Raw genomic sequence first — 22,616 nt, forward strand, 5'->3', positions numbered from 1 at the left:
TATGATATTTTACTGACCACATTAACATTACGAGACTTTTATCATGCCAAAGGCAAGTGATATCAAAAAAAATATCGCCATCGAATTTAATAATAATGTCTACATTATTAGGGATATTGAGCGTTCTGTTCCACAGGGACGTTCTGGTGGTAGCTTATACCGCATGCGTATGTACGATGTCGCTACAGGCTCTAAAGTAGACCACACTTTTAAAGCTGATGAGATGGTGAGCCTTGCTGACTTAAGCCATCACGATGTGACCTTCTCTTATATCGATGGTGATGAGTATGTCTTTATGGACGTCGCTGACTATACGCCTTATCACTTTAACAAAGAGGCGATAGCGGAAGAGCTACTCTTTATCACAGAGGAAACTCAAGGTTTACATGTGCTCACCGTCGATGGTGCACCTGTGGCGATAGAGTTGCCATCTCATGTGGATTTAGTGATTGTTGAAACCGACCCGTCAATCAAAGGGGCGTCAGCAAGTGCGCGTACTAAGCCTGCTACTCTCTCAACAGGACTAACAGTTCAAGTCCCTGAGTATATTGCCAATGGTGAAAAGATTAAGATTAATACTGCTGAACAGAAGTTTATGAGCCGTTCTGACTCTAAATAATCTTTAGCTACCAAAGCTGTTATATCATAAAAAAAACCTCCGATTTAGGAGGTTTTTTTATGATATTGGTCTAAATTTACCAGTGTGCGCTAGCAGGTTATCAGCACTTGCCTACAGCGGGTATTTTTCAACATATCGTTATATTCCTCAAATGAACAATACTGACGACTGTGTTTTCTCACCTCAACGCCATTTAGGAATAGTGCGCTTTGATGCTCACAATATGCCTGATATGCGCCTTCAAGATTATTCTTTAGCAAACTATTCAGCTCTCTTTCACATATTGAGCGTTCAAAAACTGATGTTTGACTCATCACCTTAGTCTCTAAAACCATGGCTTACTCCATCACAATGACAAGGCTTTATCGGCTTCTTCTTGCTGTTTTCTTTGCTCTGCTAATTGCTTCTGTAATCGAATATCTTTAGTTATTCCATACACAATAAATGACAGTAGTATGAACAAACCAATGCCGACTTTAAAAATGTGCTCAGTGATAATATTGTCCATCTCAACATCCATTAAGTTATCAACCGCTTATATTTATAAGCACTTAATGAATTATCAGCGACAACAATGAAGATAAACTTAAACTGATCACAACAGCGACAATGCAAGCGATAAAGACTGCAATGCATTAACCAAGGTAAAACCTACCCCACCAAATTAACTGCAAAGCGATCACCTGACAGTCAAAAAAGAAACAAAGGCATCAACCGAATGTTACACCTTCAGCTAAACAAGTTACTTAAGGGTAACTTTGCCTAAATAACCAGCATGACGCTTTATTTTGTTACATTTCTGTTGAGGAAAGAGATATAAGCCGCTAGCATCTATATATAGCCGCAATGGTGATGAATATAAGGCATTAATGTTCAAGATAAATTATAAGCATCTTCAACTTTCTCTACTTTTAGGTGTAATCGGCCTAATTGTTAACTTGTACCCCATTCCCCTGTTTGGCAATGTACAACTAATTTTAGGCAACGCAAGCTTCATTGTTGCTGCTATTATTCTTGGTCCTAGCTACGCCTTAGTAACGGCTTTTCTCTGCGCGATTGGGCTATATGTCTCTTGGGCCAGTCCTCATGTTTTCCTTATCTTCTGTTTAGAAGCCGTCTGGCTGGGACTTGCTAGAAGAAAAGATATCTATTCTCTATATGCAGACATTGGGTTTTGGCTTATTTTAGGCATGCCGCTGTTTGTATTATATGTCTATCTATTTTCTTCGCTTCCTGAAAGCCACCTCACTTTTATTACGCTAAAACAAGGGATTAATGGTTTATTTTGTGCAGCTATTGGCTCACTTGCCGTCACAGTACTTTCAGGTTTATGGCATTTTGAAGATAAGATTAAAGATAAAAAAAGACGTAGCTTCAACGCTCAGTTGACCTATAGCTTTGCTTTAGTGTTAACGATCTCTTTATTAGGCTCAGCATTAATATTCAACCATCAAGTGATCTTAAAACAACAAGAGAGCTTACAACGCAATTTGCAAGACTCAGTGACTCACTTAGGGCAAGCTACAGAGGCTTTTTTAGATACCCACAAACAGGCTATTGATAATGCTTCTAATTGGTTAAGTCTTTCAAGCACAGACATATCTGACTGGCAACGTAAACTGGCTAAACTGCATCAAAGCTATCCCGGCTTTGCCACTATGCTGGTCACAGATGCTGATGCACGCATTACTGCTGCTAGCCCGCTTTCGAACCTTGGTATAGAGAAGGTCAAAAACAGAGAGATAAGCATTGCCGATAGGCATTACTTTAAAGAAGCATACTTTAACCAGATCACCTATATCTCGCCCGCCTTTCTTGGCAGGGGCTTTGGCAGTGATCCCATCGTTGCTATAAGTGCACCAATATATGGTAGCGAGGATAAAAAGCAGCCCACAGGGATCATTGAAGGGTCTTTTGATTTAACAAACTTTGCTCATATTGAGCATAAAAATAAAGTCTACCAACAGCAATCTATGATTATCATTGATGAAACTGGTAGGGTTATCTATGCATCAGAGCAATTAGGCCTGACTCCTTTATCACTATTTACATGGGCGCTAAGTGGTAAAGATTACAAAACCACACTGCCGATGCTAAACCTACACGACATTGAAAACCCGAATCCAGAATATGTCTATGATCGTTATATTCTCACCAATGATTGGCAGCTCTTCCTTGTCCAGCCTTTTTCACCACTGCTTATCGTATTACAGACGCAATTTCTTACGACATTTGCATTATTAATCCTGTCCATCGTCATCACTGTCGGTGTAACGAGAGTGCTCAGTAGTAGGTTGACCCAGCCACTTGGCGTCATTGCCAAAAGGTTCGCCAAAGAGGGACACTCTAAAGCAGAGGACTACCATATCAATGAAGAGTCTCCGATTGAGTTCTTAAATTTATATAAGAGTATTAAACGCAGTAAACAGGAGCTTATCTCTTATCAGCTAGAGCTAGAAGAGAAAGTTGCCTTAAGGACCTTTGAGCTTGAAAAAGCCAATATAAAACTTCAGACCTTAGTGGAAAAAGATGAGCTAACCTCGCTCTATAACCGACGTTATGCCGAAGCAAAATTTAGGTCGACACAAGACTTTTGCCAACGTAGTGATGAGGTCATGGCTCTCGTTATCCTAGATATTGATAACTTTAAAGCCATTAACGATACCTATGGCCACCTTGGCGGTGATGAATGTCTGCGTCAGCTGTCCAAAGAGATGACGAGCTATTTTAAACGCGACACTGACGTTATTGCTCGTTACGGTGGTGAAGAGTTTTTATTAATACTCCCCTTCTGCAATGTATTGATGATAGAGAAACATTTAAATGAATTACGCCTCAAGGTGAAGGCACTAACCATAGAGAATCCTTACGACAAGCGCCCTATTTCCATGACTGTCAGCATCGGAGCCCTCATCGATAATGCGAGTTTCAGTACTCAACTAGATGACTGGTTTAAACAAGCTGATCTCAATCTATATCGTGCAAAAGATGAGGGCAGAGATAAGGTTATTATCTCTATGCCACTGCCTAAATCAGAGCACTAAAACGATGTATGAATGTCTGAGATAAAGTCATCTGCTTTCTCAATCATATAGGGGAAAAAAGGGTTCCATTTTTGCCTTAAGATCTCGTCGGCAGAGACCCCTAACACTCCCCGCTCACCTCTTGAAGAAGCCGCTCCTATCTGTATTCTCTCAATATAATTGACCCCTTCAGGGCCGTACAAGCTGTCCTCAATAGGAAATGGCAAAGCCACATGAGACAGTGAAAATACGTTATAGGGCCAGCTTGTTGCCAAACTGACTTTCTCAGTATCTCCATTAGCAAAGTAAGTTTCCGCTTCAACATCTCTCAGGTTTTCATGGGTTGCTAAATTATTATGTACGAGGGTCAAGTCATAATCTAAGTACTGGGTATTAAATAAACCTAAGTGATCAAGCATAGGATCTTCAGGTATGAGTCCCATATTGATGTCAGTGCGATTAATATCAAACACCACCAACTGATGATTATGTTTAGGGAGTTTGTGATAAAGCCCTGTAAACACAGCCTCAGTTGATACCGTATCATCCGTCAAGGACTGAAAGGTTAATATCGAGGGCAAAGCCATCAATTGCTCATCTGTCAGCTGTTGCAAAATATGCTGATTTCGCTCGGCTAGCTGATACACAACATCGCCAGCATTAACAGCAAAAGAGTTATATTTAAAGGGATCATACTCTGTCTGAATGCTGTTCCAACTCAGCTTTTCTAGCCCTAATAACTCACCGAGTTTAGCCTGCCACTGCGCGCCTGCTGCGACGGGGGGTAAACCAATAGCCGGGGAGATAAACACCATGGCGGAGTAATCTGGCTTTTGCTGAGCTAAGACACGCTCCAATTCATGGTTTAACGCCAGTGCCGCTCCCGTTGAAAACCCAACCACATAAATGGGCTTTCCCTTAAGTTGTTTGTTCAAGTGTTCTGAAGCAAGGGATACTGCAGCAGCCATATCTTGCCACTTAACATCGACTAAACCCGATGGGATAGTCCCGTGCCCAGGAAGTCTTAGACCAAGAATATGGGCTTTACCCTTGAAGTGTTTAGCAACATGAGAAAGTGCATAAGGTGAGTCCGACATACCGTGCAGCAAGAGCACGCCATAATCAGCGTCTTCCTTTGACCACTCATAGCTTTTGTTCCAATCGATACGCCAATTTTGTGGATCAGCTAAACTACCCCTTACATACCGATTTAAAACAGATGGGTGAGGAGCTTGAGTTTGATCGTAGATCTTGCGCTCGACCTCCTCGAAAAGCTTTTGCTCTAGAGAGATATATTGAGAAAAAGTCTCAATGGCCAAGCTGCTATTATACTCTGACTCTAAATCAACCGTGTGCCAGATATCCAGATCTGGTCTTGAGTTCAGTAGCCAAACTCCCGTCGCTAACAGGGCAATAAAGATCCCTATAGAAGCATAAATTAATGCCATGACAAGGTGTTTAGTGGAGCCAATAACAATGGTTTTCATATTTTCCCAATAAGTTTCCCGCTAGGCTTGCAGATATAGCCTCAGCAAAAAATCAATTATTTCCGTTAACTTACATGCTTTTGCGAGGTAAAATCTACCAATACTTGAATCGGCTCAAATTGGTGAGAAAAAATGGACGAGCGCTCTACTCTTCATTCGCTTGGTTGTCAGACTGCTAAACACTGTTACTACCTGCCAAACTGCCCTTCGCTTCCCAATAACTGGCATCTAGATTCAGCTGATGCCATCGCTCAATTGATTGCAGAAAACGGTAATCACTGGCGAAAGATTTTCACCATAATGGCTAAGCTTAGTGTTATTGGCACTGATTGGAAGAATTATAGAGATAGCGAGTTATTAAAACAAAATGAACAGATTCTTTTTGGCGCCACATCACTAAACAGCAGTGCTGACTTACACTTAGTTATCGGCTCTGTATCGGCAGAAAAACTCGCCCTGAGTCATCACAACGCTCAGTTTAAGGCTATAGATGAGCAAGAAAAAGTTAGTTCAAACGGCAGTGATGTTATCCTCTGCCCCTATTTAGATTATCGACAATTTCCAAATATACTCATAGAGCAAACAAGAAACCACTTAGCTGCTAATAACAAAAGCTAAAAAAAGCGCCTAAGCGCTTTTTTATCAAACTAATTCTCAGCTAGAATAATTTAACCATTCACATTAATCATTCATATTAGTCATAGATAGTTGGTATCGGCTCACGCTTATGCTGAGTCGACTTATAGATAGCCACAAGTCTATCCTCTACAACTGCATCGACAACCTTCCCCTCGAGAAAGTCATCAATCTCATCATAAGTCAGGCCTAATGCGACCTCATCTTCCAGCTGTGGCTTATCATCTTCAAGATCGGCCGTTGGTGCTTTATGTACTAAGATATCTGGCGCTCCTAGAAAACCGGCGAGCTGCCTAACTTGTCGCTTATTAAGCCCAAATAGAGGGGCCAAATCACAAGCACCGTCGCCCCACTTAGTATAAAACCCAGTAATGTTTTCAGCGCTATGATCGGTACCGACCACCAAGCCTCCAGTTAACCCCGCTATTTCGTACTGAGCAACCATTCTCATTCTTGCTTTTACATTGCCTTTTACAAAATCAAGCTTATTGGTATCACTAATAGCAATTCCTGCAGCCTCTAGGCCTGAAAGCGTGTTGTTATGAATACCTGCAACACCTTCATGAATATTGACAGTCACCTGCTTTGAGGGAGCAATAAACTGGCAAGCCAACTGTGCTTCATCTTCATCTTTTTGAACATTGTAAGGTAATCGAACAGCAATAAACTGATAAGTACCTTCGCCTACTTCTTGATTGAGTTCATCAACTGCGAGCTGGCACAATCGTCCGGTAAGTGATGAGTCAACACCACCGCTTATCCCCAAAACGATACTGTGGCAGTGTGATTCCTTGAGTTTAAGTTTGATAAAAGCCACACGTCTTTGCACTTCATACTCTGGCTCAATAGCGGGTTGAACCTTCATTTCACGTAGAATCTGTCCTTTCACAAGCTGAGCTCCAATCAAAATACGATATTTAGCAAATGAGCTTGCTATTATGAGCCAAAATGCTGATTAATACAGTGTTATCTTGCAACATATTTTAAGGCTGCAATTTTTTACTAGCTTATATAATTAGCTAGCCGCTAAAATGAAAATAACTCAACAGAATCGCTTTTGATTGGTGCAACTTGATGCTCGAAGAAAAAATTGAATATTGGCATAATCCAATTGCACCTGAAATCGAGCTCAGCAGAGCCAGTTTTCAGCACTTCGAATTCGACCAACATGTCCATCTCGATTATCACATAGGCGTGGTCACCAAAGGTGGGCAAAAGTACCAACATAAAGGTAGCAGTTATCAATTGGATAAAGGCTTTATATCAACGTTAAATCCAGATGAAGCCCATAATGGCCAAAGTACCCAAGAACAGGGCTATCAAGCCAGTATTATGTCGATTCCAGTTGAGTACGTTAATCACGTGGCCAGTGAGCTAAAACTTAAGGAGCAGTTCTTCCGCGACCCTCTTGTTTGGGCGCCCGATCTGCATCAAGCCTTTTCTCAGCTGCATCACTCTCTCACTTGCCAGCAAATGAGCCAAAACCGCCTTGCTATTGAAACTCACCTATTGGCCTTAACAACCGAGTTGTTCACACGCTTTGGCTCTGTCAAAACTGGAGACACTGTTAACCATAAACTCAGTGCGCAGCAGTTACTTGATATTAAAAGTCAGTTTCACGATGAGCTGTACAGAGAGTTTCAACTTGATGATTTAGCTGCATCAGCGGGGTTAAGCAAGTTTCAATTTTTACGTCAGTTCAAATCTGCGACTGGCATGACGCCTCACGCTTATTTAAAAAGGATCAGGCTTGAGTATGCCAAAAAAGCCTTAGCCAAAGGGCAAGCGGCCATAGATATTGCCCAGCAAGTCGGGTTTTTCGATCAAAGCCATCTTAATAAAGCCTTCAAAAGTGCATTTCTTATTACGCCTTCCCACTTTCAAAAACGAGTGATATAACCTCAGCTCGCCTATAGCGCACTTGGCGTGAGTCGCAAAAATGCTACAGTGATGAGTAGCTGCAATAATTTACAATACCCTAGCCTCGCTATCGGTCATGATAGGCCTAACTTAGTCACTTGGACCGCAATATGGAACTGAATCTTCTTCTCTCATTAGCTATTATTCATTTAGTGGCATTAGCAAGCCCAGGGCCTGACTTTGCGCTCGTGGTTAAAATGGCAAGTCAAGAAAGTCGCGCCACAGCCATTGCTTCAGCTGTTGGGATCTCGGTCGCCATCTTGCTGCATAGTTTACTCAGTCTTACTGGGGTGAGTTTAGTGATAAAAAGCTCTGCGATACTGTTTATGTCAGTCCAGTTAATCGGTGCCACTTATCTGGGCTGGATGGGGCTAGGTGCGATCCGCAGCGCTATAGCGCACTTCAAAGAGGTGTGGAGCAAAACGTCGTCCACTCAGCGCCTTGATGGTGAGGCAAATGAGCCGCTTTGCAATGGGCTCACCATAAAACAAGGCTTTATGCAGGGGCTTTATACCAACCTGCTCAACCCTAAGGCCATGGTGTTTTTCATCACGTTGTTTTCTGCCTTAATTACGCCAGATATTAACCTTATTACAAAAGTCAGCGCTGTGACGATAATGCTTCTGCTGTCACTAATCTGGTTTGTGTTTATCGCGTTAGTGTTATCAAAACCCAATATTCAACTGAGGGTCAGACAAGCCAGTCCTATTATAAACTTAGTCACAGGACTGCTATTTGTATCTGTTGCTATTGTTATCGTCAAAGGCGCTATCTAGACAAACACCTTGCTTAGCGATTTGGCCGCTAAGCAAGGAAAATAACCATCATATAACTCATCAGATAAACGCATTAGATAGCGTCGCTTATTTTTATCATTTTCATTTTATGACTAGTACAACCAACTTATCCTCAGACCAGCATAAAGTTGCTTTCCCTGCTTCATCTCATCAGATTTTAACCCTTTTTGTGGCGTTATATGGTTCAGGTGACCTTGAACTTGCAAACGATCGTTAATGACATGCATCGCCTCTAAACCGAGTTGAAAGTGACTTGGACCTGAATAGTCATCAATAACAAAACCAAAGTCGACAGCCTGTGTCCCATAGATGCTAAGAGATGTCTCATCAGTCAGCCACCAGCTGTTACTGTGTATGCTGACTTCAACAAAGTGACCACCAGCTTGCAGGGAGTAGGTATAGTCAATGGAAGGGGTAAACCACTGAGATGCGGTATACACCCATTGGGAGACCAGTTCAGTATCCCTGTCACGCTCAGTGCCATACACCTGGATAAATTGTAGCCCGATTGATAGCTCAAACTGAGGAGGCGTAGGAATGTCGAACCCTACACCAAAATTTAGCTCTGTATAATCTTCAATCACTCCTCTGCCTAAGGCCAAAGAGAGAGTGAGCGCTTCTTGCTGTAATTGTGCCTCTGTCCAGATTATCCCTCCATTGTCTAATTGATTACGGCCTTGGGCCATGTACAGAGACTCAACGTCGACAGCAAATTCAAATTCTCTATTCATCTGCTGCAGATGATTATCTTCTGCCCCCTCTAATGCCGCTGTAAATGCCTGACTGGCCGTTGAAAATAACACCAAAACTAACATCAAAACGGTCACTGAAACTAACACTAAGAATTTTGCTAGCATGTGAGCAAAAAAGCGGCTTATACATATAAAAAGACCATAGGTCTGCTGTTGGTAGGACATGGCTTGTCCTCCTATATCGTGTAAATACTTATCGGGACTAAACCCCATGAGATTTGCTCTTCCCCATGAGGTAAGAGCAAGTTAGGCTAGAACTAGTTGATTAAAATTAAAGAGGTAATATAGAAATAGATCAGTAAGCCCGTGACATCGACTATGGTTGTGATAGCTGGGCTTGCCACCACAGCAGGATCTTGACGACACAATTTAGCCACTAACGGTAAAGCCGCGCCAATCACAGTTGCAGTCACGACCTGAAAAAAAAGTGCTAAAGCAATCGCACAGCCTAACATGGTGAGGGTGATACTTTCAGGCAGCGTCGTGCCTTGAGAAAGAAATAACACTTTTGCAAATGAGACCGCGGCAAGCCCTAAACCGATAAACAGAGACACCCGCAGCTCTTTCCAGAGCACATCACACCAGTTTTTCAGTTTAAGTTCACCCAGAGCCATAGAGCGCACTATCACCGTTGATGCTTGGCTCCCCGCATTTCCCCCAGTATCAGCAACCATAGGCATATATAACGCCAAAATGGTTAATGCCATAATGGCATCGTCATAGCTCTGAATAACCATACCAGAAAGGATCCCAACCGCAGCTAAACCCAAGATCCAATATATGCGTTTATGAACATGCTCAAAGACTGATGTTTCAAGGTAAGGAGTATTATCGTGTGCTCCCTGTATCCCCATCAGCATCTCTACATCTTGTGTTTGCTCTTGCTGAAGTACAGACATAGCCTGTTTAGCATTAATCACACTAACAGGCCTGCCCCACTGATCGACCAGTGGTACATAGTCGTGTCTGCTATGCTGCAGCGATGAAACAGCCTCCTCCCTATCAGTGCTGACATGGCAGGGGCTGACATGTTCGGCAATCCCTTCGAGCAGTTCATCATCACTCAATATAAGCAGTTGATGCAATTCAAGCATGGCTTGATAGCAGCCTTGCTCGTCAGTAATAAACGCAATTTGTTTATCAAACTTATCACTTGACCTTTGCAGCTGAGAAATAGCCTCATCGACTCGTGTATCTGCCGTAAAGTGTAGATATTCATCTGTCGATGCTACGGCGATAACTGGGTGAGCTTCATCATTGATTCTCTCTAAATCAGTCATAAACCTCGCTGGTATCAGGCCAATGACAAGCAGCTTTTCAGCTTCAGGTAGGCAGCGATATACTTGGACACACTGAATTAATGTCAAGCTATCTAGCCAACGTTGAATAACATGGGTATTTTGTTTTTGGATAAACTGAACAACTTCTAATTTACCACTCTCTGAATCTTGATGAGTTTGGCTTTTATTAAATAAGTCGAAAGTTAAGTTGTCGTTGATACGTGTTGAAATTTCTGCTGTGATTTCGGACATGTGTAGTCCTCCCAAAAAAAGGATATTTTTCAAGACATTCACAAGACCATTAAAATATTTTTCAAAATATAGTTAATAGAATATAAATGAATTTTATTTTATTTATAAGCGGGAGTTAACAGCGAGGTGGGAATAATATATTGCAGAGTTAAGCGTTCATATCACTAAATTGATTCATACAATTCCTGCCACACCGTTTACTCTACTCGGAGGGATATCGGTTTCCATTGGTCATTCCTATTTGTTTTAGTCACCGGCATACAAGCGATGAAGACATTACGCCATCAAAACTTATCATTACCTTAACGCTAAACGATTCGGCTCAATAAGTTTAAGTTCAATAAGTAGATAGCCACATAAGCGTTGAGTTAGCTAACTCATCACTAGTCTATTTAAGTTTTTACAGGTCTGGATTAGGGGATGTGCAGTGAGCGGTAAAGAGGGAGGAAACTGAATGAAATAGTCTTAAATTATTTTTATCAGAAACGGCTCCTCAAAGTGCAAGTGCAACTTCCCTTTAAACTGTCAGTATCCATATAATGGCCTCTTCTAATAATTTGTGCGAAATTATAAGAGCATCCGACAAGATGTCAACAACAAACAGCACATTATTAAAATATAAGCCTCAAGCTTAATTAAACATTAATAAAACCATGTTTAAACAGTACGGCAAACCTAATTAAACGAGCCAGAATTAAAGCGATTAATATTAAATAAGCCAATAAAAGGTACAATTTAAAAAGCCAATTAACGAAAGCTATTAACTAACATTCATTAATATATCCGTCCAAATTAAACCCGCTAGTATTTATTAAAAATATGGTAAAGCACTAGCGGCTGGAGATAGATGATCTTTATTAAAGTACCAATAATCGATTACACCAGTTGATGCTTTTCAAGTCGGTACAAGAAAGCCTTATAACTTAACCCTAAAAACTTCGCTGCTTTGGTCCGATTCCCCTGATGTTTATTCATCGCTTGCTCTAAGCAGTTTTTCTCGAAGGCCTCCCACTCTATCCCTTCGTCCGGCAATGAAAACTGATTGGTATTAAGTGGTTTAGGCTGTCCTGCCAGCTCTTCAATCATTTCATCTTCATCACCAAGCAAGACAAAGCGTTCAATTCGATTCGCAAGCTCCCTGACATTACCTGGCCAAGGATGATCAAGTAGCTGTTTTAACGTGTTAGCAGTCAGTTTAGGCTGATCCATTTTATATTGGCCTGCATGTAACTTAAGAAAATGCTCTACTAATCTACCAATATCTTCTTGGCGTTCCCTTAAGGGTGGCATATTGATCGGAACCACATTAAGTCGGTAGTAGAGATCTTCTCTAAACCGTCCTTCTGCCACCTCATGCTTTAAATCTCTATGGGTAGCCGCTATAACCCTCACATCTAACGTTATCTCACCATTTTGCCCTAAACGGCTAATGACTCCCTCCTGCAAAAAACGTAACAGATTGGTTTGCTGTAACAGGGGTAATTCACCAATTTCATCCAAGAAAATCGTACCACCATCAGCCGCTTCCAGCTTTCCTATCTTAAGTGCTGTAGCACCTGTGAATGCCCCTTTTTCTGCACCAAAAAGCTCAGCTTCTGCGAGTGATTCAGGGATTGAGCCACAATTGATAGCAATAAACGGCTTATGCTTTCGCTCTGACAATTGGAACAGTGCTCTCGCTGCCAACTCTTTACCTGTACCACTCTCGCCACCAATCAAAACTGTTGCATCTGTGGCGCTGACTCGTTGAACACGGCTATAAACCTTCTGCATACAGGCCGCTTTTCCCACTAAGCCCACCAGCTCTTGTTGCTGAGAAAGCTCAGTGGTTAACCTGCGATTTTGTTTTTTCAGGATTAAAGATTTAGCTACCTTTTCAATAGCTAGCAGCAGCGATTGCCTTTGATATGGTTTAGACAAATAATCATCTGCACCAGCCTGCATGGCATCAACGGCGTGGGTAATCGTGCCGTACGCAGTCGCAATAATGAAGCCCATGTCAGGATGTTCTCGTCTGACATAATTGAGTAAATCCATGCCACTTAACTGACCTAACTTCCAATCGGAAAATACCAAATCTGCCGTACTTTGTTTTAGCATTAAAATCGCGGATTCAACACTATCAGCGCTACTCACTAAGTAGCCGTTGGCCTCTAGCATTTGTGAAATTAAGCTACGCTGATCAGGTTCATCTTCAACCACTAGAATTTTTAACTGCTCTTGTTTCATACTGTACTACCTGACGCTGAGTTAATTAACTTAGAGAATGTTAATGTCACAATCGTGCCCCCACTAGGATTATCTTCAAAGCGTATATCACCGCCATAATGGCCTTTTATCAGACGCTCCGCGATATACACTCCCATGCCTGTCCCTTCCGTTTTCGTCGTAACATGCGGCTGACACAATCTGTCTCTGACTTCAGGCATGATGCCTTTACCGCTATCTTTAACCACAACTTGATAATGATCCTCTTCACTTTCTAAAGACACCGCTACGTAACCATCATCGGGCGTTGCCTCAACGGCATTAATTAAAACCGCATGAATAATGCTCCTGATCTCAGATTCTGCACCATTTACTGATGCAGATAAACGCGCAGAGTCGAAGCTAATCTTTGGTTTAGTGCCAGTAATAGAAAGCTCGAGCAAAATATCATGCACGATAGGGTTAATAGGCACTAAATGAGTACGATTAACTTCATTGCTTGATAGGGTCAGTAACGACTGGATACTTTTATCCATCATCGCTATCTTTTGCTGAATTTTTTGTAACAGCTCAGCGCCCTCCTCTTTACTCTGAGCCTGCATAGCGCCCTCTGACAGCAAGCCGACAGTATGCAATGGGTTACGTAAACTGTGTGCTATGCCTCTGGTAACCTCACCTAACTCAGCAAGCTGCTGCTGTTGAGTCATTAACTGCTCTTTTTCGCTAAGCTGAGCTAACTTACGACTCATACGGTTAAAACCATTCAAAATGGCTTTAAGCTCTTTGACACCTTTCTCTTCAACTTGAAAGCCTAATTCACCATCACCCAGTTTCTGGTGACCTTTCGCCAAATTAGTTAACGGTGAGCTAATATAATGACTCAGCACATAAGCTAAAATTAACGCGACTATAGAGGTCAATAGTATGAGCCCAAGCATGGACTCACTGAATCGTTCCAATTGGTTATTGGTATTTTTATTGGGAGTCGCTATGTCATGTGAATATTGAACTGACACTTCACCACTCGTTGGAAAAGTGGGCGCTTCGATAATAGCCACATTGCCTTGTTCTAACCAATTATTGGTATCAATCTCAATCTGACTAACAGCTTCATGAAGACGTTCTCGATAACTGGAAGCCGCCTCGCGCCTAGCTTCTCTGCGAACTTCAATAATATTTTCAGACTGTAATTTCTCTAGCTCTTTTTCATGAGCAGCCATCTCATATAGGTGCGCTTGTAATTCAGCTTGCTTTTCTTTTAACGCATGGCGAACATCTCTGCGCTCCTCAGGTGTAAAATCCTGTGGGTTTCGAGTTTCAATGAGCAAGATCTCTTCACTTAGCATACCTATCTCATGACTTATCTCATTGATATCCTGCTGAAAGTCATTTCTCATTTCTTCGATATCGGCTATCGCCTCCTGCACCTCTTCATCTGCCAGCTCTATAAAAAACTCCTGCTCGCTGCCCACATTATCAATTAACACTTTAACTAAGTTTTGCGAAAGAGCACGTGAGGTTTCACTTAACTCACTCTGCAGCTCCCCTTTATAGTATTGAGAAATCAGTAATTGACTGATCCCCAACAATATAATTAAGGCCCCAAACAGAAAAAACACATATCGCTTTATCGACATACCCGCTCCAAATTACCTATTTATCACAATACTCAGTTACAGCTTATTCAAAAAAAGTACCAAGTTAATAATTGGCACAATAACAGTCATTTAAAGAGAAACATTATCATACTCTTAACAAAAATCCTCATTTAAGGAGGTCATCTGCCCATATCGGGCAAGTTTACATAATGAAATTTCATATTGAGTATGCCTACCGACGACAAAACAAACTAACACATTGTAATAATGGGAAAATATCAACTTGGCACAATCCTCGCTATTAGGTTAATCAGGTATTCAACACTCTTAGCTGAACACTCTTGGTTGAATACTCATCGTTGAACAATAAGAAAATAATTTTAAAGCGTTAAATTGCGTAAGGATCTCCTATGAAACTCAAAAATATTGCTATCGCATTAGCTTGTACAGGCCTGCTTACTTTAAATGTTGCTGCTGCGCCCACCCAATTGCATCAACTTGAATTTGAAGATAAAACGACAATTACCAAAATTGTGAGAGATGAAAATGAACTCACTCAAGTTAACGTTAAGCTACCGAATGAGGAGCAAACCTTTACCTTTACCTTTACTCAGGATGAACTTAACGATCAGCAAGTCATCAAAGATAAACTGAGCAGCCTCCCCACTAGCTCTGCAGATAAGATTGCTAATTTGCTTAACAGAATAAACAAGCGCAGCAAACTTGGTTTTGATGTTTATATAGAGAAAGAGCTTGATCCCGAAGCACGTATAAAGATTAAAGAGATGACCCGCCACATGGAAATAAAGGGCCGTGAGATGGAGGAAAAGGCCAAACAACTTGAGGTACATATCGCTGAAATGACAGCTCACGCAGCAAAAATGGCAACAAACGAAGCCGCGCTAGACGCAAGGGAGAGAGAGTTTGATATTCACATCGCAGAGTTAGAGTCCCATGCGGACGAGATGGAAAGCAAAGCGATGGAATTAGAAGTCTATTTTGATAAACATGGAGAAGAATTAGAGATGGTAATGGATCGCCTCGCTGATGATGTGTCTGACATTGCGTCACAATACACCAATGTCCAAGTTGAATTTATTCAACAAGATGATGATGGCGGTAACCAACATGTTTTTATTATACAGGGTAATGAAAAGTCAGATGCTGCCGAAGATTTAATTGAGTCAATCAAGCACAGCAACCTGAGTGAAACGCAGAAGCAAGCTATTAGGGACGCACTTAACTAGCCTTCATTATCGATGTTCAAAGGACAAATTGATTACGTCCCCCCAATACAGTCAAAAAGTCGTAAGTAATACCAATCAGTATAAGAGTGATCGCTTTCTTATACTGATTGGTATTACCCCATATATTAGCCTTGCGATTATCGAAATGTGAACAAGCCGACAGTAACATGGTTCACATATAAGTAAGCTCTTAATATCAAATATTTGAATTTAGGAGCCTCTTATGTGGTGGCGAATTTTAATTATCTCACTCGCTTTCATTCTGATTGGTGCACACTTTCTTCGCTTCGGTTATACCATTACCTGTGCAGTATTTGCACTCGCCCCACTATTGCTATTCATCCGCCATAAAATCGCAACTCGCTTGCTACAGATAGCTTTATTAGTTTGTGCTGTGTTGGTTTGGGGGGTAAGTGGTTTTGAATACGTACAGATGAGAATAGGAATGGAGCAACCTTGGTTACGTCTTGCGTTGATTATGAGCGGGGTTGTGGCATTTACACTCTTGGCCGCAGCCTGTTGTAATGGAGTGATCCATAATCGCTTAACAGCAAAGTCCATAAACTAAAATGAAATGAATGTTGAGTCATATCCCCGCGGATATGACTCAACTGAAACAATGCAAAAAGCAATCGCCTTTTAAGTTACCGGAGAGATACGGTCATTGCTGCCACTACAGCTTACCTGTTGATTCATGTTTGCAGTTAATAAGCGTCTACTCACCATATCGACCACAATATTGAGCATGGCCGTACAGGCCATTAAAAATAGTGCTGAACTGAACCTAATCTCTGAAAAGCTACTATCGATATAAAACCCAAGTGTTGCAACCCCTAACATACCTAAAATAGCCGTCTCACGTAGGATCACTTCAAATCGATAAAACAGCAACCCCATCAAGTTTGGATATATCTGAGGAAGCACCTCATAGCAGTAACCATCAAGTTTTCTATTGAAGTGAGAGGAGCACGCTAAGGAGTCTGATTGTTTAACCGTTAGGTAAGCGATTAATGCACCGTTATGCAAAGCTAAAGCAAGCATAGCGGGCAACATAGACGGACCTAATAACATCATAAAGATAAAAGCAAAGATATATTCAGGTACCGATCTGAGAAGCAAGAGCGAAAACTTTGAGCTTCTTGAGACGAACCTTCCGGTTAAGTTTTTATAAGACAAGGTTGAGCAAACTAAAGCGATAACATGAGCCATAGCCAATGCAGATATAGCCAGTAAAAGTGTTATAAGCATCCCAGGTAAGGCTTGAGAAAATAACAATTTCTCAGCCCATAACAGAAGCTGATTAATCACGCTTAAATCAAACTGCTGCCAATGCTCAAGCTGCTGCAATGCAGGAGGTAAAATATCAACAGTGATAAACCGCCACAATAACATGGAGTCAATATTGGGAATACTTGGCAGTGTAACTAGCCCAACTAGCAGATATAAAGGCAATAACTTAGGCCTGCACCATAAATGTATGGTGCCAATCAAGGCGATAAAGAGAATAAGTAACGCTGCTCCTTCATGATAGTTGCCCTGTCTAAATGCGGTTTCTAGATAGAAGCCTAACGTGGGCATACCGATAAAACCAAGGACTGCACTGCTTCTTAGCGCACACTCAAAGCGATAGCGTATATAGGCAAAAATAGAAGGTAATACGTGACATATACGCCCATAAATATAGCGGCTAACCTTGTCTGTCTTAAAAGGTAAAGTTTCAACTGTCGATGCCGGCGCTTGCAGTAAAATATCGTTAAATACCCGAGCAAAAGTTGCGCCATAGGGTAGCGCGATAGCCAAAATACCAGTGACAGGAGATAAACCAAACACTTGTAAAAATAACAGCGCCCAGAATATCTCATGTATGGAGCGAATAACGGCACAGAATGCGGCAACTAAGCGGTTTGAATAGATAAATGATAGCGGGATGCCAAGAATCAAACCTCCTAGCACACCTAATAATGCAAAGGAGACCGTTTGCCATAATGCATCAAGTAGGTACTCAGTGGCGAAAAAGTCCGGACGAATAAACCCGTTGACTATCCTAAGTAACTCACTCCAAGGATCAAGTGAGATGATCTCTACATCAGAAAATGCAAAGCAGATCACAGCAACCGCCCATAAACTAAGCGTTAACTTCTGCCAATAGCCAATAAAAGGGAAGGAGTTAGCAATACGCTTAAACATAGCGCTAAGCTTGCTTGAGTGACACAGGTGCGACCTGCACAGAGGGATCAGAGTAAAGTATATCGATATGATTTGCCGTTATTTGCCCATGGGGAATATCGAGTAATACCTTACCTTTGCTTAAACCAATCACTCGGTCAAAATGCGCAAGCGCTGACGACTTATCATGCAATACCATAATGACAGTTTCATGTTTAGTGAAAACAAGATCCAATAACCGCTTACCCATTATAGGATCTAAAGCTGAGAATGGTTCATCACCTATGAACACTGGCTTTTGTTGGTAAATAGCTCTCGCTAAAGCCACCCGTTGACGTTGACCGCCAGAAAGCGCTGACAACTTTTTACTCGTATGAAAATCTAATTCAAGCATCTGGCATAGCTCAGTAACTTCAGTTAAAGGCTGTATAAATGGCCGTAACAGGTTAACTAAGTTATAGGTCCAGTGGTGCCTATCAAGGGCACCCATATAGATATTATGAAAAGTACTTAAGCTGTCAACAAGCCCCTGTTTCTGAGAACAGTATGCAGCATTGTCATTTAGCAGCTGATATAAGTGAGACAACAGGGTTGATTTTCCCGCACCAGATGTCCCTATGATAGCCACTTTCTCACCAGCTTTAATACTTAAGGATATTTCATCAATAGCCAGCTTATCTGCGTACTTAAGGGTGAGGTTATCAAGTGTTATCATTGAATATCACCTTAATCAATCAGACCAATTGCTTTAGCAATATTTTCAATGGGTTGATAGTCTAAATTCTCAGCCTCTACAAATGATTTCCTTGGAAAACTATTGAGTAACTCAGGATCTGACATCCCTATCAAAACCTCTTTAAGCTTAGCTTTAAAACCATCACCAAATGTGTCATCGAGTCCCTCACGGACTGTCCACTGGTAATCAGGATAAGCGGGGCTTTGCCAAATCACCTTAACCTTATCTAAATCAACAGTCCCATTTGCAAGCGCCCTATCCCACACTTTATAGTTAACGGCACCAACTTGATAAGCCCCCGCCTGAACTTGTGCAATAGTGCGGCTATGATCGCCAGAGAAACCAACGCGAGAAAATACATCGTCCGCTTTCTTACCTAAGTTTCTTTCGATAAAAAACTGTGGCATTAAGCGGCCTGATGTCGAACCTTTAGAACCATAGGTAAAGCTATAACCATTGATATTTGGAAAACTCTCAGAGGGTAAAATATCTGTTGAGTGGTGTGCGATAAAGTAGCTTTTGAAAAATTGATCTTCATAGCCTTGAGCTATCGCTTCAGAGCCAGGTACCAGGCGACGAGCCTGAACACCTGATAATCCACCAAACCAGGCTAACTGAACCTGATTATTCCTAAACGCGGTTACTGCAGCTGAATATGACTTAACAGGAATATACCTCACATCGACACCAAGTTGGGACTCAAGGTATTCGGCCACTTTTTCGAACCGTGTTTTCAGTTGACTCTCATCTTCATCAGGAATGGCCGTGAAAGTAAATTCAGTCGCATCAGCACGGATTGAAAATGTGCTTAAAATTGTTAATACGACTAGGGTCATTAGCCTCATGAAATGTTTCCTTTAGGTAAAAATTGTGCAGGATCTTAACGATAAAGCAGGGAGAAACAAAGCAATTTATTGGAAAAACAGGACATGCTCACGCTTTGTGGCAAATTAAAATTAAAACAAGTCAGCTGGCATTAAGTTAAGCCCAAGTAAAATAATGGGAAAGAACGATATTGGCTTTAAGCTTATATCTAAGTAAACTGTTTAAAAGAATTATAAAGGCATTAAATTATGAGAATATTGGTTGTTGAAGATGATCCTATTTTATCTCACCACTTAAAAGTACAACTGAGTGAATTAGGGAATCAGGTTCAAGTAGCATTAACGGCAAAAGAGGGATTTTACCAAGCAACCAATTACCCCATAGACATTGCTATCGTCGACTTAGGACTGCCAGATCAAGACGGCATTAGTCTTATCCAAAACCTACGTAATGAAGGGCTCAAGGCGCCGGTATTGATCTTAACTGCACGGGTTAACTGGCAAGATAAAGTTGAAGGTTTAAACGCAGGCGCCGATGACTACCTTGTAAAACCGTTCCAAAAAGAGGAGTTGGTTGCTCGTTTAGATGCACTCGTTAGACGCAGTGCGGGGTTTGTTAAACCACAAATTACCAGTGGACCTCTGGAATTAGACCTTGCGGCTAAACAGGTGAGCATGAACAATGAGCCGATGGAAGTGACCGCCTTTGAATATCTCATTTTGGAATATCTGATGCGCCACTGCCATGAAGTTGTAGCAAAGCAGCGACTGCTCGATGTGATTTATGGTGATAAAGAGGGCGATCCTAACACCATAGAAGTGATGGTTTCTCGCCTTAGAAAGAAGCTCACCAAAGATGGGCTTGAAAATCCCATCGCTACCATTCGCGGCCAAGGTTATAAGTTTAACTTACCATGCAGTTAAAGCTTAGATTTAAGAAACGTCTGCTCACGCGGATGTTTCTTACCTCACTCTCTATCATTGCGCTAGTAGGCTTTGGACTGGCTTGGCTAGTCAATATCCTTCATGCCCAAGATAATTATAATGAAGAAACAGCCCAACTGATTGCAGAGATCCCTAAAGTTGCGGCAGAGCTCAGAGAACATGATCTCATTCCTGAAAGTAGTGACGAATGGTTAGATGAGAACAACACCCCTGAAAGTTATATTATTGCCAGCTGTAACATCGACTATAAGCAAGTATGGACCTCATCACTCGCTGTCGATAAAGGCCTTTTTGATACGTGTGAACGCTTCAACGAGATAAGAAACGATTCTCCCCCCTATTACCTCACACTTGCCGACGATAAAGGTTATTTCCTCTACCTACTCTCACTTGAGATAACAGGTATAAAGTACAACTTGCTAGTGATGAAAGATGCTGAAAAGCTTGAGGAGGAGCTAAACAAGTTTAGCCGTCGGACCTATTTTAGATTAGGTATGGTTCTCGCTTTAGCACTCGTATTACTCATCAGTGCGGGTTATTGGGGAATGCGTCCGTTAGCCAGAATGAGAAATGAACTTGAAAGTGTCAATAGCGGAAAATCTTCAGCTTTATCACAAGATTATCCGGTTGAGCTAGAAGGTGTTACCCAAGCACTAAACCAACTATTATCGCAATCGAGTGCTCAGCAACAAAGATACCAAAATGCGATGAACGATCTAGCACATAGTCTTAAGACACGCTTAGCTGCAGTTCATGCCATCACAGATGATGCGACCTTAGATAAGCAGGGAGCGAGTGAGCGCATCATGGAGCAGGTCAGTCAAATGGATCTGCTGGTAAAATATCAGTTAAAACGTGCCATGCTCGGCCGTAAAGGCCTCAAACAAGAGCAAACACTCGTCGCCCCTTTGGTCGATCAACTTTCACAGATGTTGTTCAAGGTTTATCGTGATAAGCAAGTGACTTTTGAGTCCCATATCCCTATTGAACATGTGTTCCCTGGTGATAAAGGTGACTTAATGGAGCTGTGCGGCAACTTGATGGAAAATGCATTTAAACTCTGTATTAGCCAAGTCAAGGTTACCGCAAGTTACAGCGATGCAGGTGAATTTGAGCTTATTGTTGAAGATGATGGACCAGGTGTTGAAGAGAGCCTACGTCAGAAAATTATTCAACGCGGTGTCAGAGCCGATACGCAAAAAGCGGGGCAAGGTATAGGTCTCGCCGTCTGTAATGAGATTGTCATCAGTTATGACGGCACGTTATCGATAGAAACCTCTGAACTTGAAGGAGCAAAGTTTAGGATAACTATTCCCATATAGTGCGAGTATCACTTTCCACCTCACTCTTAAAGAAGAGGCTCACAACAATGAGCCTCAGCTTTGTCGAATACGTTTCACTTTTTAATCGGGGCATATAGCTGTTCTGCACGATTAAACATCATCCATGATGTTGCTATGTACTTATCTTGACTGATAGGGGTATTACCGCGATGAGAGTGGGTAAAACCAGCTGGAGCGATAACCATCGTTCCTTTAGCAGGTTTAACTTTTCTATTCTGATAATAAAACTCTGTCTCCCCGCCCTCCTCCACATCATTTAGATAAAACATATACAGTACAACTCGATGGAGCGCTTCATTATGTCCTGACTGAGGAAACTGCTCTGAATGCCAGTGAGGATAGCCGCCTTTACCTTGCTGATACTTCTGAATATTGATGGTTCCACTGCGATAAAGGTACTTAACCAAAGCCTCAGCTCTTGACTCACCTAAACGTGCGTAGTTCTCTGGAGTAAGGGTGACACTTTTGCCTTCTTCATCAGCCACCTGCACAGACACGCCCCCCATCAAAGCCATAGCATATTGATTAAAATATTTAGAGGAGTATTTGAGCGTATATCCAAGTAGCTCGTTTCTAATGCCTTGTAGGTTTTCAAAGCTATCTAAGGTTAAATCTCGGCTTACCTTTTTCGCTAAATCAACACCATGGCCTGTCCGGCCTTCACTTACACCACTATGAGTTTCAAAGGAGTTGATTAAGCGATCGCATAACTCATCGGGTAAAGCATTAGGGTATACTTCTATAAAGTCCATCTGTATCACTTTGACTATTTGCTGTTCTCTC

Annotated in this window: 21 protein-coding genes; 9 read left to right on the forward strand and 12 right to left on the reverse strand. The window is 41.7% G+C overall.

All coding sequences use genetic code 11. From position 1 onward, the window contains the following. The first annotated feature begins 43 nt into the window (after positions 1–43). On the forward strand, positions 44–619 hold the full coding sequence (gene yeiP / locus BM736_RS20065) for an elongation factor P-like protein YeiP (RefSeq protein WP_076415435.1): 576 nt from the start codon (positions 44–46) through the stop codon (positions 617–619). Between the two features lie 89 nt (positions 620–708). Here yeiP and BM736_RS20070 read toward each other — a convergent pair whose 3' ends face one another. Beyond that, complete coding sequence (locus tag BM736_RS20070) at positions 709–954, reverse strand: hypothetical protein (RefSeq protein ID WP_076415437.1); 246 nt, start codon at positions 952–954, stop codon at positions 709–711. An 11-nt stretch (positions 955–965) separates the two neighbouring features. Next, positions 966–1,127 (reverse strand): hypothetical protein, encoded by a 162-nt coding sequence (locus BM736_RS25240; RefSeq protein ID WP_179079088.1) that lies wholly within the window; start codon positions 1,125–1,127, stop codon positions 966–968. A gap of 361 nt (positions 1,128–1,488) precedes the next feature. Here BM736_RS25240 and BM736_RS20075 point away from each other — a divergent pair, with 361 nt between their 5' ends. Next, positions 1,489–3,663, forward strand: coding sequence for a diguanylate cyclase (locus BM736_RS20075; protein WP_076415439.1), 2,175 nt, complete (start codon positions 1,489–1,491; stop codon positions 3,661–3,663). Here BM736_RS20075 and BM736_RS20080 read toward each other — a convergent pair. Then, on the reverse strand, positions 3,660–5,129 hold the full coding sequence (locus BM736_RS20080; protein ID WP_076415441.1) for a carboxylesterase: 1,470 nt from the start codon (positions 5,127–5,129) through the stop codon (positions 3,660–3,662). The two genes, BM736_RS20075 and BM736_RS20080, sit on opposite strands and share 4 nt — an antisense overlap. A 132-nt stretch (positions 5,130–5,261) precedes the next feature. Here BM736_RS20080 and BM736_RS20085 point away from each other — a divergent pair, with 132 nt between their 5' ends. Next, the gene (locus BM736_RS20085; protein ID WP_076415443.1) at positions 5,262–5,747 is read left to right on the forward strand and encodes a hypothetical protein; all 486 of its coding nucleotides are present in this window, start codon (positions 5,262–5,264) and stop codon (positions 5,745–5,747) included. A 76-nt stretch (positions 5,748–5,823) separates the two neighbouring features. On the opposite strand, the gene nadE is transcribed toward BM736_RS20085, so the two are convergent. Beyond that, entirely contained in the window at positions 5,824–6,654 is an 831-nt protein-coding gene (gene nadE / locus BM736_RS20090) for an ammonia-dependent NAD(+) synthetase (RefSeq protein WP_076415446.1), read from the reverse strand. Positions 6,655–6,839: 185 nt separating this feature from the next. On the opposite strand from nadE, the gene BM736_RS20095 reads away from it, so the two are divergent. Both BM736_RS20095 and BM736_RS20100 read left to right on the forward strand, forming a co-directional pair. Continuing rightward, positions 6,840–7,664, forward strand: a complete 825-nt coding sequence (locus BM736_RS20095; protein WP_076415448.1) for an AraC family transcriptional regulator — start codon at positions 6,840–6,842, stop codon at positions 7,662–7,664. 131 nt (positions 7,665–7,795) lie between these two features. Next, a complete protein-coding gene (locus tag BM736_RS20100; RefSeq protein ID WP_076415450.1) occupies positions 7,796–8,461 on the forward strand; it encodes a LysE family translocator in 666 nt (221 codons plus the stop codon). 113 nt (positions 8,462–8,574) lie between these two features. Here the strand turns inward: BM736_RS20100 and BM736_RS20105 are convergent, their stop codons facing one another. The 4 genes from BM736_RS20105 to BM736_RS20120 all read right to left on the reverse strand — a co-directional run bounded on the left by BM736_RS20105 (position 8,575) and on the right by BM736_RS20120 (position 14,611). Then, positions 8,575–9,447, reverse strand: a complete 873-nt coding sequence (locus tag BM736_RS20105) for a hypothetical protein (RefSeq protein WP_143562448.1) — start codon at positions 9,445–9,447, stop codon at positions 8,575–8,577. 44 nt (positions 9,448–9,491) lie between these two features. Beyond that, positions 9,492–10,766 carry a magnesium transporter gene (locus tag BM736_RS20110; protein WP_076415455.1) on the reverse strand — a complete coding sequence of 425 codons (1,275 nt, stop codon included), beginning with the start codon at positions 10,764–10,766 and terminating at the stop codon, positions 9,492–9,494. An 876-nt stretch (positions 10,767–11,642) separates the two neighbouring features. Further along, positions 11,643–12,995 carry a sigma-54 dependent transcriptional regulator gene (locus BM736_RS20115; RefSeq protein ID WP_076415458.1) on the reverse strand — a complete coding sequence of 451 codons (1,353 nt, stop codon included), beginning with the start codon at positions 12,993–12,995 and terminating at the stop codon, positions 11,643–11,645. Then, positions 12,992–14,611: a HAMP domain-containing sensor histidine kinase gene (locus BM736_RS20120; protein ID WP_076415461.1), complete on the reverse strand. Its 1,620-nt coding sequence runs from the start codon at positions 14,609–14,611 to the stop codon at positions 12,992–12,994. The genes BM736_RS20115 and BM736_RS20120 overlap by 4 nt, the downstream gene beginning before the upstream one ends. Before the next feature lie 371 nt (positions 14,612–14,982). Here BM736_RS20120 and BM736_RS20125 point away from each other — a divergent pair, with 371 nt between their 5' ends. Continuing rightward, positions 14,983–15,819 (forward strand): hypothetical protein, encoded by an 837-nt coding sequence (locus BM736_RS20125; protein WP_076415464.1) that lies wholly within the window; start codon positions 14,983–14,985, stop codon positions 15,817–15,819. A gap of 223 nt (positions 15,820–16,042) precedes the next feature. After that, positions 16,043–16,387: a hypothetical protein gene (locus BM736_RS20130; protein WP_076415466.1), complete on the forward strand. Its 345-nt coding sequence runs from the start codon at positions 16,043–16,045 to the stop codon at positions 16,385–16,387. 71 nt (positions 16,388–16,458) lie between these two features. Here the strand turns inward: BM736_RS20130 and BM736_RS20135 are convergent, their stop codons facing one another. From BM736_RS20135 to BM736_RS20145, 3 genes are read right to left on the reverse strand one after another with little or no spacing between them, the layout of a single operon-like run. Beyond that, positions 16,459–18,006, reverse strand: coding sequence for an ABC transporter permease (locus tag BM736_RS20135; protein ID WP_076415469.1), 1,548 nt, complete (start codon positions 18,004–18,006; stop codon positions 16,459–16,461). A gap of 4 nt (positions 18,007–18,010) precedes the next feature. Further along, positions 18,011–18,700 (reverse strand): ATP-binding cassette domain-containing protein, encoded by a 690-nt coding sequence (locus BM736_RS20140; protein WP_076415472.1) that lies wholly within the window; start codon positions 18,698–18,700, stop codon positions 18,011–18,013. A gap of 11 nt (positions 18,701–18,711) precedes the next feature. Beyond that, the gene (locus BM736_RS20145) at positions 18,712–19,566 is read right to left on the reverse strand and encodes a putative selenate ABC transporter substrate-binding protein (RefSeq protein WP_076415475.1); all 855 of its coding nucleotides are present in this window, start codon (positions 19,564–19,566) and stop codon (positions 18,712–18,714) included. Between the two features lie 228 nt (positions 19,567–19,794). Between BM736_RS20145 and BM736_RS20150 the strand changes: the two genes are divergently transcribed. Together BM736_RS20150 and BM736_RS20155 are read left to right on the forward strand one after the other, a co-directional pair. After that, the gene (locus tag BM736_RS20150) at positions 19,795–20,469 is read left to right on the forward strand and encodes a response regulator (RefSeq protein ID WP_076415477.1); all 675 of its coding nucleotides are present in this window, start codon (positions 19,795–19,797) and stop codon (positions 20,467–20,469) included. Further along, positions 20,460–21,812: a sensor histidine kinase gene (locus tag BM736_RS20155; RefSeq protein WP_076415479.1), complete on the forward strand. Its 1,353-nt coding sequence runs from the start codon at positions 20,460–20,462 to the stop codon at positions 21,810–21,812. Before BM736_RS20150 ends, BM736_RS20155 begins: the two co-directional genes overlap by 10 nt. 74 nt (positions 21,813–21,886) lie before the next feature. On the opposite strand, the gene BM736_RS20160 is transcribed toward BM736_RS20155, so the two are convergent. After that, a complete protein-coding gene (locus BM736_RS20160; protein ID WP_076415481.1) occupies positions 21,887–22,585 on the reverse strand; it encodes a 2OG-Fe(II) oxygenase in 699 nt (232 codons plus the stop codon). Between the last annotated feature and the right edge of the window lie 31 nt (positions 22,586–22,616).

Origin of the sequence: Shewanella sp. UCD-KL12 (genome assembly GCF_001957125.1) — a bacterium.
Lineage (GTDB): Bacteria > Pseudomonadota > Gammaproteobacteria > Enterobacterales > Shewanellaceae > Shewanella.

Bases quoted from the DNA above. Each gene is read 5' to 3' on its own strand.
- yeiP (WP_076415435.1), top strand. From the start codon at position 44: ATGCCAAAGGCAAGTGATATCAAAAAAAATATCGCCATCGAATTTAAT.
- BM736_RS20070 (WP_076415437.1), bottom strand. From the start codon at position 954: ATGGTTTTAGAGACTAAGGTGATGAGTCAAACATCAGTTTTTGAACGC.
- BM736_RS25240 (WP_179079088.1), bottom strand. From the start codon at position 1,127: ATGGACAATATTATCACTGAGCACATTTTTAAAGTCGGCATTGGTTTG.
- BM736_RS20075 (WP_076415439.1), top strand. From the start codon at position 1,489: ATGTTCAAGATAAATTATAAGCATCTTCAACTTTCTCTACTTTTAGGT.
- BM736_RS20080 (WP_076415441.1), bottom strand. From the start codon at position 5,129: ATGAAAACCATTGTTATTGGCTCCACTAAACACCTTGTCATGGCATTA.
- BM736_RS20085 (WP_076415443.1), top strand. From the start codon at position 5,262: ATGGACGAGCGCTCTACTCTTCATTCGCTTGGTTGTCAGACTGCTAAA.
- BM736_RS20095 (WP_076415448.1), top strand. From the start codon at position 6,840: ATGCTCGAAGAAAAAATTGAATATTGGCATAATCCAATTGCACCTGAA.
- BM736_RS20100 (WP_076415450.1), top strand. From the start codon at position 7,796: ATGGAACTGAATCTTCTTCTCTCATTAGCTATTATTCATTTAGTGGCA.
- BM736_RS20105 (WP_143562448.1), bottom strand. From the start codon at position 9,447: ATGGGGTTTAGTCCCGATAAGTATTTACACGATATAGGAGGACAAGCC.
- BM736_RS20110 (WP_076415455.1), bottom strand. From the start codon at position 10,766: ATGTCCGAAATCACAGCAGAAATTTCAACACGTATCAACGACAACTTA.
- BM736_RS20115 (WP_076415458.1), bottom strand. From the start codon at position 12,995: ATGAAACAAGAGCAGTTAAAAATTCTAGTGGTTGAAGATGAACCTGAT.
- BM736_RS20120 (WP_076415461.1), bottom strand. From the start codon at position 14,611: ATGTCGATAAAGCGATATGTGTTTTTTCTGTTTGGGGCCTTAATTATA.
- BM736_RS20125 (WP_076415464.1), top strand. From the start codon at position 14,983: ATGAAACTCAAAAATATTGCTATCGCATTAGCTTGTACAGGCCTGCTT.
- BM736_RS20130 (WP_076415466.1), top strand. From the start codon at position 16,043: ATGTGGTGGCGAATTTTAATTATCTCACTCGCTTTCATTCTGATTGGT.
- BM736_RS20135 (WP_076415469.1), bottom strand. From the start codon at position 18,006: ATGTTTAAGCGTATTGCTAACTCCTTCCCTTTTATTGGCTATTGGCAG.
- BM736_RS20140 (WP_076415472.1), bottom strand. From the start codon at position 18,700: ATGATAACACTTGATAACCTCACCCTTAAGTACGCAGATAAGCTGGCT.
- BM736_RS20145 (WP_076415475.1), bottom strand. From the start codon at position 19,566: ATGAGGCTAATGACCCTAGTCGTATTAACAATTTTAAGCACATTTTCA.
- BM736_RS20150 (WP_076415477.1), top strand. From the start codon at position 19,795: ATGAGAATATTGGTTGTTGAAGATGATCCTATTTTATCTCACCACTTA.
- BM736_RS20155 (WP_076415479.1), top strand. From the start codon at position 20,460: ATGCAGTTAAAGCTTAGATTTAAGAAACGTCTGCTCACGCGGATGTTT.
- BM736_RS20160 (WP_076415481.1), bottom strand. From the start codon at position 22,585: ATGGACTTTATAGAAGTATACCCTAATGCTTTACCCGATGAGTTATGC.